The sequence below is a fragment of the Pseudomonas sp. Marseille-Q1929 genome, assembly GCF_017316265.1.
Lineage (GTDB): Bacteria > Pseudomonadota > Gammaproteobacteria > Pseudomonadales > Pseudomonadaceae > Aquipseudomonas.
The window spans coordinates 114,298-132,027 of sequence record NZ_JAFLWU010000014.1 but is presented as its reverse complement, the minus strand read 5'-3'; the positions used below and the strand labels follow the sequence as shown (position 1 = coordinate 132,027).

Here is a 17,730-nt window from a genome sequence, read left to right as displayed (position 1 = left end):
CCCTTAAATCACTGGCCCCACGAATCGCGCAAGGTCACGGTACGGTTGAATACCGGCTTACCTGGCTTCGAGTCCTTGATATCCGCGCAGAAGTAACCTTCGCGCTCGAACTGGAAACGGTCTTCCGGCTGTGCTTCGCCCAACGACGGCTCGGCACGACAACCCGTAAGTACTTGCAGGGAGTCAGGGTTGATGTTGTCGAGGAAACTGGCGCTGTCTTCAGCCTTCTCAGGGTTCGGCGAACGGAACAGGCGGTCGTACAGGCGCACTTCGCATTCGATGCTGGCGGCGGCCGGTACCCAGTGGATCACGCCTTTGACCTTGCGGCCTTCCGGGTTCTTGCCCAGGGTTTCCGGGTCGTAGGAGCAACGCAGTTCGACGATGTTGCCATCGGCGTCCTTGATCGCCTCATCCGCACGGATCACGTAGCTGCCACGCAGGCGCACTTCGCCCGCCGGTTCCAGGCGCTTGTAGCCTTTTGGCGGCTCTTCCATGAAGTCATCGCGGTCGATGTAGATTTCACGGCTGAACGGCAGCTTGCGCACGCCGAGTTCTTCTTTCTGCGGATGACGCGGCAGTTCGAGGTGATCGACCTTGTCTTCCGGGTAGTTGGTGATCACGACTTTCAACGGACGCAGCACGCACATGGCGCGCGGGGCGCTGTGATCGAGGTCGTTGCGGATGCTGAATTCGAGCATGCCGAAGTCCACCACGCCGTCGGAACGGTTGGTGCCGACCATGTCGCAGAAGTTGCGGATCGACGCCGGGGTGTAGCCACGGCGACGGAAGCCCGACAGGGTGGACATGCGCGGGTCGTCCCAGCCATGCACGTGCTTCTCGTCCACCAGCTGCTTGAGCTTGCGCTTGCTGGTGATGGTGTAGTTCAGGTTCAGGCGGCTGAACTCGTACTGACGTGGGTGCGCCGGCACCGGCAGGTGCTCCAGGAACCACTCGTACAGCGGGCGATGGCTTTCGAACTCCAGGGTGCAGATGGAGTGGGTGATGCCTTCGATGGCGTCCGACTGACCGTGGGTAAAGTCGTAGTTCGGGTAGATGCACCACTTGTCACCGGTCTGGTGGTGATGGGCATGGCGGATGCGGTACATGATCGGGTCGCGCAGGTTCATGTTCGGCGAGGCCATGTCGATCTTGGCGCGCAACACGCGGGCGCCGTCGGCGAACTCACCGGCGCGCATGCGGGCGAACCAGTCGAGATTCTCTTCCACCGAACGGTCGCGGAACGGGCTGTTCTTGCCCGGTTCGGTCAGGCTGCCACGGTATTCCTTGGCTTGCTCCGGGCTCAGGTCGTCCACGTAGGCCTTGCCGGCCTTGATCAGCTCGACGGCCCAGTCGTGCAACTGGTCGAAGTATTGCGAGGCATAGCGCACTTCACCGGACCATTCGAAGCCCAGCCACTTCACGTCGCTTTCGATGGCGTCGATGTATTCCTGGTCTTCCTTGGCCGGGTTGGTGTCGTCGAAACGCAGGTGCGTGACGCCACCGAACTCCTGGGCCAGGCCGAAGTTCACACAGATCGACTTGGCGTGACCGATGTGCAGGTAGCCGTTGGGCTCTGGCGGAAAGCGGGTGACGATCTGCGTGTGCTTGCCCGAATCCAGGTCCGCCTGGATGATCGGGCGCAGGAAATTGACCGGGACGGCAGGTCCGGCCTTGGAATTCGAGGTAGGGTCGACAGTGGGCTTGCTCATAGGATCCTTGAACAGACAGGTTCGTGGCCGGGTAAGGCCAGATAAAACAAAGCGCTCATAATAGCCGAAGCCGTCAAGACACTGACAGAGCGTGGTCAAAAACTGCTGCATTAATTGCATGGGCGGTAAAAAACCACCTCGAAATTCCTACAGCTCACGCTAAACTGCGCCCCTTGGCCGAAGTTTTGCCAAATCGGTAAGGCGCTCAGGCGTCCACACCTACGAATTCCTTGAAAGAGAAACGACCATGACTCAAGTCAAACTGACCACCAACCACGGTGACATCGTCATCGAGCTGAACGCCGAGAAAGCGCCGATCACCGTCGCCAACTTCATCGAGTACGTGAACGCTGGCCACTACGAAAACACCGTGTTCCACCGTGTGATCGGTAACTTCATGGTCCAGGGCGGCGGTTTCGAGCCTGGCATGAAAGAAAAGAAAGACAAGCGCCCAAGCATCCAGAACGAAGCGGACAACGGCCTTTCCAACGACAAGTACACCGTCGCCATGGCCCGTACCATGGAGCCGCATTCGGCCTCCGCGCAGTTCTTCATCAACGTGGCCGACAACGCCTTCCTCAACCACAGCGGCAAGAACGTACAGGGTTGGGGTTACGCGGTATTCGGTAAAGTCACCGAAGGCCAGGACGTCGTGGACAAGATCAAAGGCGTGCAGACCACCGGTAAAGCCGGTCACCAGGACGTTCCGGTAGAAGACGTTATCGTCGAGAAAGCCGAGATCATCTAAGGGTGATCCTGCTTATTTCAGACTTGCATCTGGAAGAGGAGCGCCCGGACATTACCCGGGCGTTTCTGGATCTGCTCCACGGCCGCGCCCGTGGCGCCCAGGCGTTGTACATTCTGGGGGACTTCTTTGAAGCCTGGATTGGCGACGATGGCATGACCCCCTTCCAACGTTCGATTGGCGCAGCCCTGCGCGAACTCAGCGACAGCGGCACCCCGATTTTCATCATGCATGGCAACCGCGATTTCCTCATCGGCAAGGCGTTCTGCAAAGCAGCAGGCGCAACCTTGCTCAAGGACCCGAGTGTCGTGCAGTTGTTTGGCGAGCCCGTGCTATTGATGCACGGCGACAGCCTCTGCACCCGCGACGTCGGCTATATGAAGCTGCGCCGCATCCTGCGCAACCCCCTCGTGCTGTTCATCCTGCGCCACCTGCCCCTGCGCACCCGCCACAAACTGGCGCGCAAGCTGCGCAGCGAGAGCCGTGCGCAGACGCGCATGAAGGCCAACGACATTGTCGATGTGACCCCCGAGGAAGTGCCGCGGGTGATGCAGCAGTTTGGCGTACGCACCCTGGTCCACGGCCACACCCACCGCCCCGCCATTCACAAGTTGCAGATTGGCGAGCAAGCGGCCAAGCGCATTGTGCTGGGGGATTGGGACAAGCAAGGGTGGGCGTTGCAGGTGGATGAGCAAGGGTTTCAGTTGGCGGCGTTTGATTTTGTGAACCCGCAGCTCGCGCTGCCCGGCGCCTGAACCTCAAACACCACTGATCCAATGTGAACACAGATCCAAATGTGGGAGCGGGCAAGCCAGCTCCCACAGGGGATTTCATTCCACACTAGCGTTTTGTGCATATGACTCGTCAGCCATAAATATCTGTGAAGGCAGCGTGAAGCCGCGCAACTTGAGCAACGCCAACGGCCCGGCATCCAGTTCAGTGCGCAGACGCCAAGTCAGGTCGATACCATCAGGCGCCTTGAGCACCATGCGATAGAGGCTGTCGCCATCGTCCAATGGCGTGACGCGGGCTTTTTCCAACAGACGAATCAGACCCCAGGTGCCCTGGTAATCACCAAACAGGCGTTCGCCGGCATGTACACTGGTCCAGCTCAGGCTCACCCCGGGGTAATCGCTACGGCCTGGCCAGCTGAAGCGCTGCCAACGTTCTTTTTGGTTGAAGTAGTGGTGTTTTTCACCGTTGAGAACAAAGGTGGTTTGCACCACGTCTCTGACCGCTCTGCCCTGGAGCTCGAAGCTCAGCCCCATGCCACCGTCGGTGTAGAGCACGTCCGCCAAATTGCTGAGCTGGTTGATGGCTGACAGAAACTGCGGGTTGAAACGCAGGCCCTGGCTATGCAACGGATCGACCACCCAGCGATTGCCCTCCTTGCGCAACACGCCGCTTAGTTGATGCTGCAAAAACTGCTCGATCCGCCCCGAATCGGCACGGATCATTTGCCCCAACATCGGCAACGAGGCGTCACTGCCTGTGGCGGCAAACGGGTAGCGGCTGGCAAACGCGCTGTGCCAGGGTGTCACGATGGCGCGTTGCCACTGGCGATTAAGACTCACCGCTGAAGGTTGCAGCACCCGCTGCCAGGCCTGGTCCATTGGACGCACGAACAGCGCCTCACCGAACCCGGCCCACTGCGCACCAAGGCTGGCAGCGATCAGCCTGCCGTAGGACTGGGTATCGGTCAGATCGACGTTTTTACCCTGGAAGACTGTTTGTGCCAGGACCTGGGTCAAGGCCTGTGGGTCCGGGGCATGGCTGACTTGCTGCAGTTTCAGGCGAGCGCGGGTGACTTGGGTGAGAAAGGCGTGCAGGGTGAGCTTATTGCCGCTGCCGTCGATGCTCATCAGTGTAAGCAGCGGGCCGAAAGTGGCATCCATCGGGCCGCTCGGCTCATACGTCAATCTGTCAATCACTGGCGTCTCGTCCTGGCCGATCAACTTTTGTGCCGACTGGATCAGCGAGTCCCCCAGTGCCCGGCCGCGCTGACCTGCATGCGCGTGGTAGGCCACGGTGTTCATCAGTGCAATCAATGGCGACTGGCGCACATCGCTCATCAACGTCAATTGGTCGATGACATCGGCCATCCGTTCGGATTGCTGCCAGCGCAGGCTGTTGAGGAAGTCCAGCCACGCTTCGGCATAGTCCTGGAAGTAGCGCTCGGTAAGACGCTCGCGCAGCTTTTCTGGCGTCAGATGGGGGTCAACATCGATGGGCTTGTCGCTGAGCACCCAGTCGATTTCCTCGCGTCGGGCGCTGGCAATATCGTCGATGGCCTGGCGCACATGGCCCTCCCAGGCTTGACGGGTAAACACCCCCGCTACACTGGCGTCGGTGGAAAACAGTGCCAGTGCATCGGTATCGGCGACCATCTGGTGCAGGCTCAAGTCCGGCGAATGGTTGGCGGCGCCATCGAGTACCTGTTGGTACAGGCTGGCCTCGGCATTGCGGCGCCCCAACTGGCCGAGCAAGACCTGCCGGGCCTGAGCGACCCGCTTCCAGTCAGCCGCGATGCGCCACTCGGGATGTGCAGCCAACTGTACGCTGTAGAACTGCCAGAGCGTCGGCGACAGGCTCTGCCAAATGCCGAGGGACACACCGGTACGCAGCGGCTCAGCCTCGGCCAAGGTCTTGGCCAGGAAGACAGAGTCGGTTTTTTCCGGGCGGGCCATCATCAGGTAAGCCTTGAGTTGATCGTAGGCAACCTGGGCGTGACGGGCGCGGTCCGGGCTGTCCGGTGCCAGGCTGATCAGCGTGTCGAGTTGGCTTTGCAAATTCGCGACCGCCGGGTCGCGCATCAATCGGTTATTGGCTTCGACATAACGCGGCCAAAGGGCTTCAAGCAAGGCTTGGTTTTGGTTCAAGCCGAAGCCTTGATACCACGGCGTGCCGTGTTCGGCGCGGTAGTCCAGCCGGGCGAGTGCGCGGGTCAGCTCGTTGAGGGCCTGAAATTGCTGGTCGCCTTGCGCCGATTGCTGCAGCGCAGCGAGCGAAACGTGTGCCTGCGCAACCTGCGCGCGGTTACTGGGAAAGGACAGCAACAAGCCAATTCCCCAGGCCAGCATCAGCAGCATCGTCACGGCGTAACCCACGCGAACGGCGCTCCAGCCCACTCGACGCCGTACGGGCTTGTCCTCCAGTACGCCGTTCCAGGCGGGGTCCGTCGGCCAATAATGGCCCGCCTGCTCACGCTGCACCGGCAGGCTGAACCACACACCACGCAGAGGTACTCCACGGGCGGACTGGCCTAGCAACGGCGCAAGCGCCTGGCGCCAACGGGTAATACCTTCGGCCTGCAAATCGCGAGACAGCCGGAGCAGGAAATCATGGGGAGTCTGATCATGCATCTGTGCCAGACCTGCGTGACGCAGGGGCTCGATCAAGCCTTGCAAGCACGCTTGCAGGGCGACGACGGTCAGCTTCGTCGGCAACACACTGCCAACCGGCTCGACCGTGCGCTGGGCCTGCGGCCATTGGCTGGCGCAGACTTGCCACAGGTGCAGTGGGATCTGCCAGCGCAGCTCACGGGACAGTTCGCAAAAATGCCGAACACCCTCACCCATCGCGGCATCATCGAGGCTTTGCTCACTGCTCAGCGCCCAGACCACAGCATCCAGCGCAGACCAGCGGCTCAACTCGCGCCACGGTGCAAGGGCTGCCTCGTCCAGCCCGGAATCGACACTGCCGCCCCATAACAACACCGTGCCTTGCCCTTCCAGCCAGTTCTGTGGCGTCAAGCCAGGGGCGATAGCGCTGATCTGATCCGGTTCGCCAAACACTAAAAACACGCGGACTTTGCTGCGCCAGAAGTACCCGTGCTGCGTGCGAAGAGACTTGCGTAACGCCTCCAGCCAGGGGGTTTCTTCAGGTTCGACGGGGCTCGGAAAAGCCCCCCTGGGTTCAGCCACCGTCGCCACCAACCCCGTTGCCCAGCCAAGCGCAACACGGTCCCAAGCCAATAAAATCAGCGGGCAAAACCAGCAAAGCGCGAACCCAATGAACAGGCCCCGTAGCACCAGAGCCTTGAGCGACAGCGCTGGCCAAGCGAAATAGTTGCTGCACAATGCATAGAACAAGCAGCCGAGCGTGACCAGTAACCACACGACCACCAGATAACCCAACCCCACGCCGACCAAAGAGGCTTTACGTCCACCTTCAATGATTGCCATGGGGTACCACCACTCCAATGGCCAGTCGCTCCTCGGCGTCCTGACTCAACCAGCCGCAGGGCTGAGCTGCCACCTTCGCCTGCAACAGCGCCAGCGACATACCGATGAAAGGCGCCAGGTTCCCCAGCAGGCCCCATTGCGTGCTCAGTTGGTGCTCTGCTGCGCACCAGCCTCCCTGCGCAAACGCTACCTGGCTGATCTTATCCAATGCCAAACAGCTGGGCGGAGCCCCATCAAGACCGGCATAACATTGCACCTGCGCGCACAGTTCAGCGGGCGACTCATTCGTCTCGCTCAATAGATACTCACCTCGATGCAACAGCTGCCTGGCTTGCCGATCCACTACCCACAGAAAGCCTGCATCGCCTGGCAGGTCGCCGTCTCCGGCGCGTTCCAAAGACACTACGCCGGCACACAAGAACCAATCAGCCGCTTCCTGGCAGAGCGGGTAAAAGCCTTCAATCAGCGCGTCGAGGTCAGCCAGATCGCCCAATGGCACGCGGGTATCGGGCAGCCTCACACCGGCCTTGACCAACTGTTGCGTGAACGCAGTGTCGCTGCCCGCATCACCCGCCCAGGCAACGCCGCGCAGCGTTGGCCAGCGCGCAGATAACTCAGGAAGTGCAAGGGTCAACCGGGCAAGGTGGCGGGCCAAGGCAGGGCCACGTTCGGTGACATTGCTCAGTGACAATCGACATCGTAGTGCAGGCTGTGTCGCCCCCGGTATCAGCGACGGTTTCGGGACTGGCGTGGCGGCCATCAGCCCGTGGTACTGCGCCTGCTCGTCGCCCGCCGGCCCGAGCAACAGCACCTGTTGCACCGGCAAACCCAAACCACGCCGCCGCCACCAGCGCTGCAGGTCTTCATCACGGATGCCTCGGTACACATCCGTCTGGAACTGAGCGATCTGCCAAACCAATACACGCAGCGCCAATACCATCGCCCAACTCAATGGCAGCACTGCACTCCATAACCACAGTTCAAGCTGAGGCTGCCCTTTGGGCCATAACGCCAGCAGGGCCGCAACCTGCACGCTACAGAGCATCAGCAACGCCAGCCACCAGCGTCGCCAATGGGGTGCTCGCGGCGCGATGACCTGCGGATACAGCGGTGGCCGAGTCATGGCGACACCCCCATCGATGAGGTCGCAAGGGTGCTCACCAAACGGCAGCCACACTCACACCGGTGCCCGTGCAACGCCACAGGTTTGCCGTCCATGGTGGAACCCGCAGTGCCTTCACTGATTTTGTTCAAGCCATGCTTTTTACAGCGGACTGGGTCGCCCATGCAGGCCACCGGTTTGCCGAAGGCCAGGAAATGGCCTTGCAAAACCTCGCCACCAAAGGGCTGCAAAGGATCACCGACACGCACTAAAGGCAACATCAGGCCACCTCCCCGTCGATTTCAAACAAGCTGCCCGCCGCGCGTAACATGGCAGTGGTGCGTTCCAGGCGCTCGGCCAGATCCTCCTGGGCGATTTGAGTTTTCAGCTCGGCGGCCACCAGGCCGATATGCGCGGTTGGCTTGAGGATTTGCTCGGCCCCTGGCAAGAACGGCACCACCAAGCCCGTGGCCTTGTCGATGACCTGATAACCGATGGTCGCGCCGCCGATGCCGGCGGCGAGGCCACCCAGGGCGTTTTTTCGCTTGATGCCATACACCGTGGCCCCAACCACCATCGCCACACCCAGCATCCGCCCCGCCACCACCACTGGGGAAAGCTCGCGGCTGTTTTCATTGCCGAAATAGGTCATGCGATAGAACAAGTAACCGGCCCACAGCTCACGGGTTTTCAATGCGTCATGCATAAACCAGGCGCGGGAGTCGTGGACTTGGTCGTCGAACAGCGCGACCAGCAGGGCCATATTGGTTTGCGTACTGGGTGTACCTCGGTCATCCCGGAACAGCTGTTTGCAACGTCGCTCGCCCGCAGCCTTGAGTGCGGCGTGGTCCTTGGCTTCGTCATCTTCGTTGAGCAGGTAGATCGCGTCGCGCAGCACCACGTCCAGCACGTAACCCTTCAAGCTGGTTTGTTCGCGTTTGCTGCCGGTGTAGTCCGCCTTGAATTCAGCGGCGGCCTGGCTGAGTTGGGTCTGGTCGATCTTCGGTTCGTAGATGGGTGGGCCGGGATAGTTTTTGGCGGCCTCGGGGGCTTGTTGGCGGTCTTTTTTTAGACCACTTTTCAACGTTTCATAGTGTTCGCGTTGTTGGCCCTCATCGTAGGCCGTGGTCTCGTGGGCTTGAGTGAAAAAGGGTTGGTGTTTGTAGCTGTCGTTGGCAAAACGGCCGATGCGCCAGCCGGTGATCCAGCCCAACTGGTCGGCCAGGGTCTCTTCGACAGTGGTGGTGAGCTGGATGGGTTGGTAGGACCAAGGGGGAGCGGCGGTGGGTGGGTCGGAAGGGATGCCTGGGAGGGTTTGGCGCCAGGCGTTGAAGCGTTCGATAACGAGGGGGCTTATACCAAATTCAGTACTGGTCGCTTCAGACATGACGCGCCAGGACTTCTGATCGGCTAGCGTTTGAGACAGAGCCGCTTCTGGCACTTGCAACGGTGCGCCCGCAGCGAAGGCTTCGGCATATAGGTCGTGCAGGACGATCTGTGAAACTAGTTCATCGGTGCCACCGCGTGCCTTGCCCTGATCATTTTTTGGGTAGCCGCCCCCCACATCGGAATGAACACCGGGGTAGACCACTTCGATGGTGTTGGCTGGGTACTTGCCATCCTCAATGCGTATCGAATCCAGCGGGAAACACGAGCGCTGTTCGAAGCCTGCGACAAAGTGTCGACAGCACTTGACCAGATCCGGGAAGCGTTGGGCGTCGGGCAATAATTGAGTGTTATCAGCCCAATCCATGTGCCCTGCAAAAAACGGCGCAGCATGAGCGATACCGACCGAAGCTACAGTATCCAGCAGGCCGAGAAATTCGACACTGATGGGCAAACCAATCAGGCTTTGTTCGGGCAGTTCGGCACCTTCTGGGGTGTCGAATAGCTGGCTTAGCCAAGTGACAAAAGTGCGGGCCTCTGCGGCGCCTCGGGAGAAACCGTATACGAAGAGTTTGATTCCAAGGACTTTGGGCTGCGCTACCGGCACGCGGGCTTTCAAAGGGGCAAGCAGGTTGGTCATTACGGAGCGGCGATTGCTTGGGCCCAGGGTACTCATCAAGGGCGCAGGCCACGTGCTCATTTTGGTGACAGCTTTAGCACGATCATCCTGCGACAAAGGAACACCGGCCAACGCCGAATACATGGCGTCGGCGACAGATACCAAAGCCCAGTTGATGCGATCCTCGCCTCCGGTGGCGTACTTCAACCCGTCCTCGCTGTAATCCAACTCGCCCACTTCCGGAAATGGGGTGCCAACACCGGGTATGTAGCAAGAGTAATAGCCACTCCCTTTAGCTTCATCATCCTGAATCGACGCATGATAGAGCTTGGCGATATTACTGGGATGGTTCTTCTTGGTGTCATTATTGTCGTTGTTATTGGTCCCATCGAAAAACAGGCTTATATGCATACTGTGGCAACATACAAAGCGCTGACTCTTCCCAGAAAAATCACGCTGCCTACAAAATAGATTTTCTTCAGCAGCTTGCCTACGATAGTTAGCACCCAGCACCGAGACCTCTGTAGGCAAGCGCCCGCCCAGAGGAAAAACAGGCGGCCCGAAAGCTTTTTCTTTAAGTTGGCTTTTTATTTTAAGCATACAGCTGGCTCCTTCGCGCGCCTAGGCTCTCTGATCGGATAATCTGGTCGGCCATATATCGCACAAGCAGTAGTAACCGCAACGCGACTGCAAGTTAAGAAATGCACCTTTAGGTCGCAGGATTTTTTTTCAGGCCATTCCGGAACGTCAACCGTAGCACGGTGATGCTGATATTTGGCTTTATGCTTAACTTGCTCAGCCATATAGTCATCGCTCCCCAACGGCGGCCACTTTGAATAAGCATAAGGATCCAGGTCGACTTCCCATTCAACATCCACCTTCAACCCCGGCCGCCACCTAACCGGCATAATAATGCAACACGAACTCCCCCCTCCGCCATGCGCTCTATAGCCATTCACCGAAAACCAATTAATCGCAGTCCCTTCAACATGATTAATCGCTGCTATATTCCCGGCCACCATTTTATTCTCGGCAGATACACACCCCAACAGCACCAAACTTACTAAGCCGCCTCCCATTCGTATAAACATGCGCCCGAACATAAGCCGCAATTTTCGATGACGACTGCACACATCAAGCACCAGCGGCTTACCGATGGCACACAAACGATCACCGACACGCAATAAAGGCAACATCAGGCCACCTCCCCGTCGATTTCAAACAAGCTGCCCGCCGCGCGCAACATGGCAGTGGTGCGTTCCAGGCGCTCGGCCAGATCCTCCTGGGCGATTTGAGTTTTCAGGTCAGCGGCCACCAGGCCGATATGCGCGGTTGGCTTGAGGATTTGCTCAGCCCCCGGCAAGAACGGCACCACCAAGCCCGTGGCCTTGTCGATGACCTGATAACCGATGGTTGCGCCGCCGATGCCGGCGGCGAGGCCACCCAGGGCGTTTTTGCGCTTGATGCCATACACCGTGGCCCCAACCACCATCGCCACACCCAGCATCCGCCCCGCCACCACCACCGGGGAAAGCTCGCGGCTGTTTTCATTGCCGAAATAGGTCATGCGGTAGAAAAAGTAACCGGCCCACAGCTCACGGGTTTTCAATGCGTCATGCATAAACCAGGCGCGGGAGTCGTGGACTTGGTCGTCGAACAGCGCGACCAGCAGGGCCATATTGGTTTGCGTACTGGGTGTACCTCGGTCATCCCGGAACAGCTGTTTGCAACGTTGCTCGCCCGCGGCCTTGAGTGCGGCGTGGTCCTTGGCTTCGTCATCTTCGTTGAGCAGGTAGATCGCGTCGCGCAACAGCACGTCCAGTACGTAACCCTTCAAGCTGGTTTGTTCGCGCTTGCTGCCGGTGTAGTCGGCCTTAAATTCAGCGGCGGCCTGGCTGAGTTGGGTCTGGTCGATCTTCGGTTCGTAGATGGGTGGGCCGGGATAATTTTTGGCGGCCTCGGGGGCTTGTTGGCGGTCTTTTTTTAGACCGCTTTTCAACGTTTCATAGTGTTCGCGTTGTTGGCCCTCATCGTAGGCCGTGGTCTCGTGGGCTTGAGTGAAAAAGGGTTGGTGTTTGTAGCTGTCGTTGGCAAAACGGCCGATGCGCCAGCCGGTGATCCAGCCCAGTTGGTCCGCCAGGGTCTCTTCGACAGTGGTGGTGAGCTGGATGGGTTGGTAGGACCAGGGGGGAGTGGCGGTGGGTGGGTCGGAAGGGATGCCTGGGAGGGTTTGGCGCCAGGCGTTGAAGCGTTCGATCACGAGGGGGCTGATATCGAACTCTTCTTTTGTGTCCGGCCCCAACTTCCGCCAAGACTCGTTGCGCTGCAAGCTTTCAGGCAATGCCTGCTCCGGAACCTGCAACGGTGCGCCCGCAGCAAAGGCTTCGGCATATAGGTCGTGCAGGACGATCTGTGAAACTAGTTCATCGGTGCCACCGCGTGCCTTGCCCTGATCATTTTTTGGGTAACCGCCCCCCACATCGGAATGAACACCGGGGTAGACCACTTCGATGGTGTTGGCTGGGTACTTGCCGTCCTCATTACGTATCGAATCCAGCGGGAAACACGAGCGCTGTTCAAAGCCTGCGACAAAGTGTCGACAGCACTTGACCATATCCGGAAAGCGTTGGGCGTCGGGCAATAATTGAGTGTTATCAGCCCAATCCATGTGCCCTGCAAAAAACGGCGCAGCATGAGCGATACCGACCGAAGCCACGGTATCCAGCAGGCCGAGAAATTCGACGCTGATGGGCAGGCCAATCAGGCTTTGTTCGGGGCGTTCGGCGCCTTCTGGCGTGTCGAATAACTGGCTTAGCCAAGTGACAAAAGTGCGGGCCTCTGCGGCGCCTCGGGAGAAGCCGTATACGAAGAGTTTGATTCCCAGAACCTTGGGCTGTGCTACCGGCACGCGTGCTTTCAAAGGGGCAAGCAGGCTGGTCATTACAGAGCGGCGATTGCTTGGGCCAAGGGTACTCATCAAGGGCGTAGGCCACGTGCTCATTTTGGTGACCGCTTTCGCACAGTCATCCAACGACAATCGATTCCTGGTCAATGCCCAATACAGCGCATCGCCGATGGAGACGAGTGCCCAGTTGATGCGATCCTCTCCACCGGTGGCGTACTTCAACCCCTCCTCGCTGTAATCCAACTCGCCTACTTCCGGAAATGGAGTGCCAACACCGGGCATGTAGTAAGAGTAATAGCCGCTCCCTTTAGCTTCATCATCCTGAATCGACGCATGATAGAGCTTGGCAATATTACTGGGATGGTTCTTCTTGGTGTCGTTATTGTCGTTGTTATTGGTTCCATCGAAAAACAGGCTTACGTGTATGCTATGACAACATACAAAGCGCTGACTCCTGCCAGCAGAATCATGCTGTCGACAAAAGAAGTTCTCCTCAGCAGTTTGCCTACGATAGTTAGCACCCACCACTGAGATATCTTTAGGTAAGCGCCCGCCAAGAGGAAAAACAGGCGACCCAAAAGCTTTGTCTTCAAGTTGTTTTTTTATTTTGGACATACGGCTGGCTCCTTTGCATGCCTAGGCTCTTTGACAGGATAATCAGGCTGACCATATGTCGAGCACGAGGTCGTCACCTCCACTCGCTTACAAGTCAAGAAATGAACATTCAGACTGCAAGATTTTTTTTTCGGCCACTCCGGAATGGCAACTACAGTTTTATAAACCCTATAGTTCTCAGCGTGCTTCGCGTAGACCTCGTAAAATTTATTCGACGTAACAGATGGCATCTCTGCGGATGAATTAGGATCAACCTCCCACTCAACATCCACCTCCAACCCCGGCCGCCACCTAACCGGCATAATAATGCAACACGAACTCCCCCCTCCGCCGTGCGCTCTATAGCCATTCACCGAAAACCAATTAATCGCAGTCCCTTCAACATGATTAATCGCCGCTATATTCCCGGCCACCATTTTATTTTCAGCGAGCGTACACCCCAACAATGTAAGTCCCAACAACCCACACAGGCATTTCACCACCAATCTAGCCTTTCTAATAAAACACACTACTGATCCCCGCAACGAGAAAAACAACCTCGCCCTCTCAAAAGAATCAGTCATGAAACGCGTCACTTCGCACATACAGCCGGCTCCTTTGCATGTCTAGGCTCTTTAACAGGATAATCAGGCTGACCATATGTCGAACACGAGGTCGTCACCTCCACTCGCTTACAAGTCAAGAAATGAACATTCAGACTACATAATTTTCTTTCTGGCCACTCCGGAACATCAACGGCTACGCTGTAACGTCGGTAATTGGATTTATGCTTGACCATAAAGGCTTTGAACTCATCCGTTCCTAACGGAGGCGTAGTAGCATCGCTATTCGGATCAACCTCCCATTCAATATCCACTTCCAACCCCGGCCGCCACTTAACCGGCATAATAATGCAACACGAACTCCCCCCTCCGCCGTGCGCTCTATAGCCATTCACCGAAAACCAATTAATCGCAGTCCCTTCAACATGATTAATTGCCGCTATATTCCCGGCCACCATTTTATTTTCGGCAAACACACACCCCAACAACATTAAAGTCGCCAGGCCGCACCCCACAAAACCAAAACAAAGCAAGCAACTCTTCAATCTCATAACCTGCTCCTTACATACTCACTAAAATCGCCAAAATAATTTTCCCGACTGGCCTCCAAGGCTAATGAGTAGAACGAAGAAAAACGCTGCTCCCGGCCTCCAAGTGCTTGATGAAACTCTCCGCTGTTCATTAATTCCTGCGCATCGCTGATACACCCCATCAACTCGAACTGTTCATCGCTCAATTCCAGATAAGACGAAACGTCAACGGTGCTCTTTCCATCCAACGCATTTCCCTTGAGCCACTGCACTTGCTCATCTCGATCAAACCAGCCCCAAAAAAAAGCCAGTTGCCGAAACTCGGCGCGTTGTTCGTCGGTAAAAATCGAAGACATCAATGAGGGAAAGCTGCGCGGGTCGTAGTAACGCAACAGGCCAGCCTTACCACCCCAGCGGATTTGCGAAAGTGATCGCAGCGCGTGACTCAGGGTTTCAAAGGCCAGTGGCGAGATCACCACCAACACGCGTGCGTCGGCTGCGCCGTGAGTCAGCAGTTCCTCCAGCCAGGCTTTGTGCCGCCAATGGGTCAAGTCCAGGCGCATCAATAGGGGGGCCTGGTCCAGCATGTGTTCCTCGGGGGTTCCCGTGAACAGTGAAAACCAAGGGATCGCTGGCTTTATTTGCTCCAGCGCCCCGATTAGGTCGGTGTGCCAGGCGGCCTGATCAAACAACAGATCTACGTAGTGCACACCAGCGGTGGCACATACGTGCTCGATCTGGTCTTGCCATGGGATAGGTGCTGCCATTTCACTCTCTCCTGATTAACCTTCACGCATCAAAAGGGTGATGGCCTTTGCGCGGGCTCTCTTAAGGCACGCCTCACACACCGACTGCGGCAACTCCCGCAACGCAAAGCTCTGGCCCGCAGGCCCCTCCCACACATGCTGCCCCTTGAGGAGCAACTTGCCGGGGCTGTGGATGTCGATTGCGCCACTCGGGTGGATGCGCAGGTAACCGCCGCCACACCCCAGGGTGATGCCGTTCCTGGCGGTCAGGTGCACTTGCCCCTGCACCGACTGCACGCTGATGTCCTGCTGTGCGATCAAGTTGAGCAAATCGGCGTGGGACTCGATTTCCAGCGGCCCCTTGCCCGAGACCAGGCGCATGCCTTGCTGCTGAGCGAGCAGGGAAATGCCTCTGTTGGCGTGGGCCGAGAGTTGCTCGGCGGCGGCTAGATGGATGTCGTCGTGGCTTTGCAGGTACAGCGCGTCGCCGCTTTTGAGCAGCAGGCTGGACGGCGTAACCGCACCAATTCCCTGGGGAGCGCTGAGCAGGATGACGGGGGCTGCCAGGTCTTTTGCGTCGGCCTGCAACTGCTGCAAACCGTTGAGGGACGGTTGAGGGCTTCGGTGGGCCTGGGCGATTGCCTGCCAGTCGGCAATTTGCTGCGCAGCACCCTGAATCAGCTGCGTGGCCGGGTCCATCACCAAGACCGCGCCAGAGGCTTTGCTCTGTTGATCCGCGCTGATCAGCAGGCCCTTCGCGGCCCGCACCGCGCCCCAGCCGTCAGTGCGCAGTTCAAACCCCTCGCCGCGCTTTTTCTTTCCGGCATCGACGATATGACCGAGGTTTAGCTGGCTCTTGCCGCTGTATTCAGTGCTGAGCTTGATGTGCTCCTCACCCCGGGTGTCATCCATGCGCAATTTGTTGTTGGCCGGCGAGCGCAGCACATTGCGCTTGTAGTTGCGCAAGGTGACGTGATCAGGGTGTTCGCTGTCGTGCAGGGCGTGGGCGATGTAGGGGCGGTCCGGGTCACCCTGTTCGAACGCCACAGCCACTTCGGTGCCCGCAATCAGTGGCAGGTGCAAGCCGTGAGTATCCCCCGCGTAAGGCCGGGCCAGACGCAGCCACAGGCTTTCCTCGCCGCGCTTCCAAGTGTCGCGATCAAACAGGAAATTGACCTTGTAGCGCCCCTCCAGATCGATGTGCGCGTAAGGGTCGTTCACCCCCGGGTTGGACACACGGGCCGGGACGGTACCGGCGATGCTTGGCTTGGGTAGCAACGGTGGTCGGAAACACACGGTCTCCGAATAGGGGATGGCGCCAAAGCTGACCTCGAGGCTGCGATCACGGGCAGCCCGGGCATTCAGCTCGATGATCACCACCCTCGGCATAAACGCCTGGGGCGCGCCGTCGGTAATGGTCAGGACCTGGCCTGGCGCCAGCGTTGCGCTGGTGCTGAGCCCGCTGAGCCGGGTCTGGTTATTGAGGTAGCGTTCATGGCGCAGGCGCGCGTAGCTGTAGCCGCTTTCGGTGGGCAGGTCCTCGTCAGTGTCCAGCCGGTTCCCGAGCACGCTGTAGGGTTCGGCGTAGTGGTAAGCCTCGCCATAAGTGGTGGTGGCACCACGGGTCTGGTCGATGTCGCCGTCGAGCCAGGCATTGGCATCCCGGTATTGATAGGCGCGAACGTTGACGTGTTGCTCTACAACCTGATGGTGGGTTTGCAGTTTCCACACGCAGTCCTGATCGCTGCTCAGCCCGGAGGGCGGACGATAGGGCAACTCGACGTCGAACTGGTAGTAACGCTGGTGATCGTGAAACTCCACGACATCAAAATTCAATCGCTCATCGCGAACGAAGCGATACCAGATGCCAACGTCGGCCAGCAGCCGCGAAATGAAGGCCAGGTCACTTTCGTCGTACTGCATGATCTGCTCGCGCCTGGGATAGTCGCGCAGTAGTTGGAAGTAAAAATCCTGCCCCTCAAAACCATGACGATTACGCAGGATATGTTCGACGATCTGCGGCACGGATTGCTGCTGGTAAATGCGAAATTGCTTGCCCTGCGCCAACAGCGCCAAGCGCGGTTCCAGGGTGATTTCGTAGCGGCCTTCATCATTGGAGCCAGACAGGCGCTTGAAGCCGGTGACAACCCCGGCCAGGGTGCGAAGTGGTTGGTTTTTTGGTGGTGGCTGCCAAACCAGCACAGGCTTGGGCGGCACGTGAAACAGACTGAACGTCGCGGGTTTGCCCAAGATTTGGTCGACGGCGAGGTCACGCTCGGTGCACGTGAATTCGATCTGGTACTTGAAAGGGCGACTCAGCCGCTCTTCGCCGTGAAAGGCCAGCACGTCGAGCAAGGGGTCGACACCGTAGACCCTCAGTCTGTGGCGGCTGTGATCAAAGAAAGCACTCGGCAATACGCTGCTAGTCATACCTTGTCATCCCTGGACGGTGCGAAAGTCCAGAGAGTAAAGATTTGCTATCGGTGAATAATGTCGGAAAGGTCCTCTTTAAAAGCAGGGTGCTTCCCAAGCTTTAGCGTCAGTTGCCAATGTGAACACAGATCCAAATGTGGGAGCGGGCTTGCTCGCGAAGGCGGTGTGTCAGTCAACTTATGTATCGACTGAACCACCGCCTTCGCGAGCAAGC

13 protein-coding genes are annotated in these 17,730 nt (G+C 58.3%); 2 read left to right on the top strand and 11 right to left on the bottom strand.

The window, feature by feature from the left end; all coding sequences use genetic code 11:
- Nucleotides 1-8 precede the first annotated feature (8 nt).
- Nucleotides 9-1,709: a glutamine--tRNA ligase/YqeY domain fusion protein gene (locus J1G37_RS16780; protein WP_207043513.1), complete on the bottom strand. Its 1,701-nt coding sequence runs from the start codon at nt 1,707-1,709 to the stop codon at nt 9-11.
- 247 nt (nt 1,710-1,956) lie between these two features.
- On the opposite strand from J1G37_RS16780, the gene J1G37_RS16775 reads away from it, so the two are divergent.
- Nucleotides 1,957-2,457 carry a peptidylprolyl isomerase gene (locus tag J1G37_RS16775; RefSeq protein ID WP_017734190.1) on the top strand — a complete coding sequence of 167 codons (501 nt, stop codon included), beginning with the start codon at nt 1,957-1,959 and terminating at the stop codon, nt 2,455-2,457.
- Between the two features lie 2 nt (nt 2,458-2,459).
- On the top strand, nt 2,460-3,209 hold the full coding sequence (gene lpxH / locus J1G37_RS16770; protein WP_207043511.1) for a UDP-2,3-diacylglucosamine diphosphatase: 750 nt from the start codon (nt 2,460-2,462) through the stop codon (nt 3,207-3,209).
- 75 nt (nt 3,210-3,284) lie between these two features.
- Here the strand turns inward: lpxH and J1G37_RS16765 are convergent, their stop codons facing one another.
- The 10 genes from J1G37_RS16765 to vgrG all read right to left on the bottom strand — a co-directional run bounded on the left by J1G37_RS16765 (nt 3,285) and on the right by vgrG (nt 17,513).
- Nucleotides 3,285-6,638 (bottom strand): ImcF-related family protein, encoded by a 3,354-nt coding sequence (locus J1G37_RS16765; RefSeq protein WP_207043509.1) that lies wholly within the window; start codon nt 6,636-6,638, stop codon nt 3,285-3,287.
- Complete coding sequence (locus tag J1G37_RS16760; RefSeq protein WP_207043568.1) at nt 6,625-7,617, bottom strand: hypothetical protein; 993 nt, start codon at nt 7,615-7,617, stop codon at nt 6,625-6,627. Before J1G37_RS16760 ends, J1G37_RS16765 begins: the two co-directional genes overlap by 14 nt.
- 140 nt (nt 7,618-7,757) lie before the next feature.
- Nucleotides 7,758-8,021, bottom strand: coding sequence for a PAAR domain-containing protein (locus J1G37_RS16755; RefSeq protein ID WP_207043507.1), 264 nt, complete (start codon nt 8,019-8,021; stop codon nt 7,758-7,760).
- A complete protein-coding gene (locus tag J1G37_RS16750; protein ID WP_207043505.1) occupies nt 8,021-10,345 on the bottom strand; it encodes a DUF2235 domain-containing protein in 2,325 nt (774 codons plus the stop codon). Before J1G37_RS16750 ends, J1G37_RS16755 begins: the two co-directional genes overlap by 1 nt.
- The gene (locus J1G37_RS16745; protein WP_207043566.1) at nt 10,333-10,848 is read right to left on the bottom strand and encodes a DUF3304 domain-containing protein; all 516 of its coding nucleotides are present in this window, start codon (nt 10,846-10,848) and stop codon (nt 10,333-10,335) included. Before J1G37_RS16745 ends, J1G37_RS16750 begins: the two co-directional genes overlap by 13 nt.
- A 92-nt stretch (nt 10,849-10,940) precedes the next feature.
- Nucleotides 10,941-13,265, bottom strand: a complete 2,325-nt coding sequence (locus tag J1G37_RS16740) for a DUF2235 domain-containing protein (RefSeq protein WP_207043503.1) — start codon at nt 13,263-13,265, stop codon at nt 10,941-10,943.
- Nucleotides 13,253-13,765 (bottom strand): DUF3304 domain-containing protein, encoded by a 513-nt coding sequence (locus tag J1G37_RS16735; protein WP_347402351.1) that lies wholly within the window; start codon nt 13,763-13,765, stop codon nt 13,253-13,255. The genes J1G37_RS16740 and J1G37_RS16735 overlap by 13 nt, the downstream gene beginning before the upstream one ends.
- 71 nt (nt 13,766-13,836) lie before the next feature.
- Nucleotides 13,837-14,358 carry a DUF3304 domain-containing protein gene (locus J1G37_RS16730; RefSeq protein WP_207043499.1) on the bottom strand — a complete coding sequence of 174 codons (522 nt, stop codon included), beginning with the start codon at nt 14,356-14,358 and terminating at the stop codon, nt 13,837-13,839.
- Nucleotides 14,355-15,104 carry a DUF4123 domain-containing protein gene (locus J1G37_RS16725; RefSeq protein ID WP_207043497.1) on the bottom strand — a complete coding sequence of 250 codons (750 nt, stop codon included), beginning with the start codon at nt 15,102-15,104 and terminating at the stop codon, nt 14,355-14,357. Before J1G37_RS16725 ends, J1G37_RS16730 begins: the two co-directional genes overlap by 4 nt.
- A gap of 15 nt (nt 15,105-15,119) precedes the next feature.
- Complete coding sequence (vgrG, locus tag J1G37_RS16720) at nt 15,120-17,513, bottom strand: type VI secretion system Vgr family protein (protein WP_207043494.1); 2,394 nt, start codon at nt 17,511-17,513, stop codon at nt 15,120-15,122.
- Nucleotides 17,514-17,730: the final 217 nt, after the last annotated feature.

Excerpts from the sequence above, each read along its gene's own strand:
- J1G37_RS16780 (WP_207043513.1), bottom strand. The coding sequence starts at position 1,709 with ATGAGCAAGCCCACTGTCGACCCTACCTCGAATTCCAAGGCCGGACCT.
- J1G37_RS16775 (WP_017734190.1), top strand. The coding sequence starts at position 1,957 with ATGACTCAAGTCAAACTGACCACCAACCACGGTGACATCGTCATCGAG.
- J1G37_RS16765 (WP_207043509.1), bottom strand. The coding sequence starts at position 6,638 with ATGGCAATCATTGAAGGTGGACGTAAAGCCTCTTTGGTCGGCGTGGGG.
- J1G37_RS16755 (WP_207043507.1), bottom strand. The coding sequence starts at position 8,021 with ATGTTGCCTTTAGTGCGTGTCGGTGATCCTTTGCAGCCCTTTGGTGGC.
- J1G37_RS16750 (WP_207043505.1), bottom strand. The coding sequence starts at position 10,345 with ATGCTTAAAATAAAAAGCCAACTTAAAGAAAAAGCTTTCGGGCCGCCT.
- J1G37_RS16745 (WP_207043566.1), bottom strand. The coding sequence starts at position 10,848 with ATGTTCGGGCGCATGTTTATACGAATGGGAGGCGGCTTAGTAAGTTTG.
- J1G37_RS16740 (WP_207043503.1), bottom strand. The coding sequence starts at position 13,265 with ATGTCCAAAATAAAAAAACAACTTGAAGACAAAGCTTTTGGGTCGCCT.
- J1G37_RS16730 (WP_207043499.1), bottom strand. The coding sequence starts at position 14,358 with ATGAGATTGAAGAGTTGCTTGCTTTGTTTTGGTTTTGTGGGGTGCGGC.
- J1G37_RS16725 (WP_207043497.1), bottom strand. The coding sequence starts at position 15,104 with ATGGCAGCACCTATCCCATGGCAAGACCAGATCGAGCACGTATGTGCC.
- vgrG (WP_207043494.1), bottom strand. The coding sequence starts at position 17,513 with ATGACTAGCAGCGTATTGCCGAGTGCTTTCTTTGATCACAGCCGCCAC.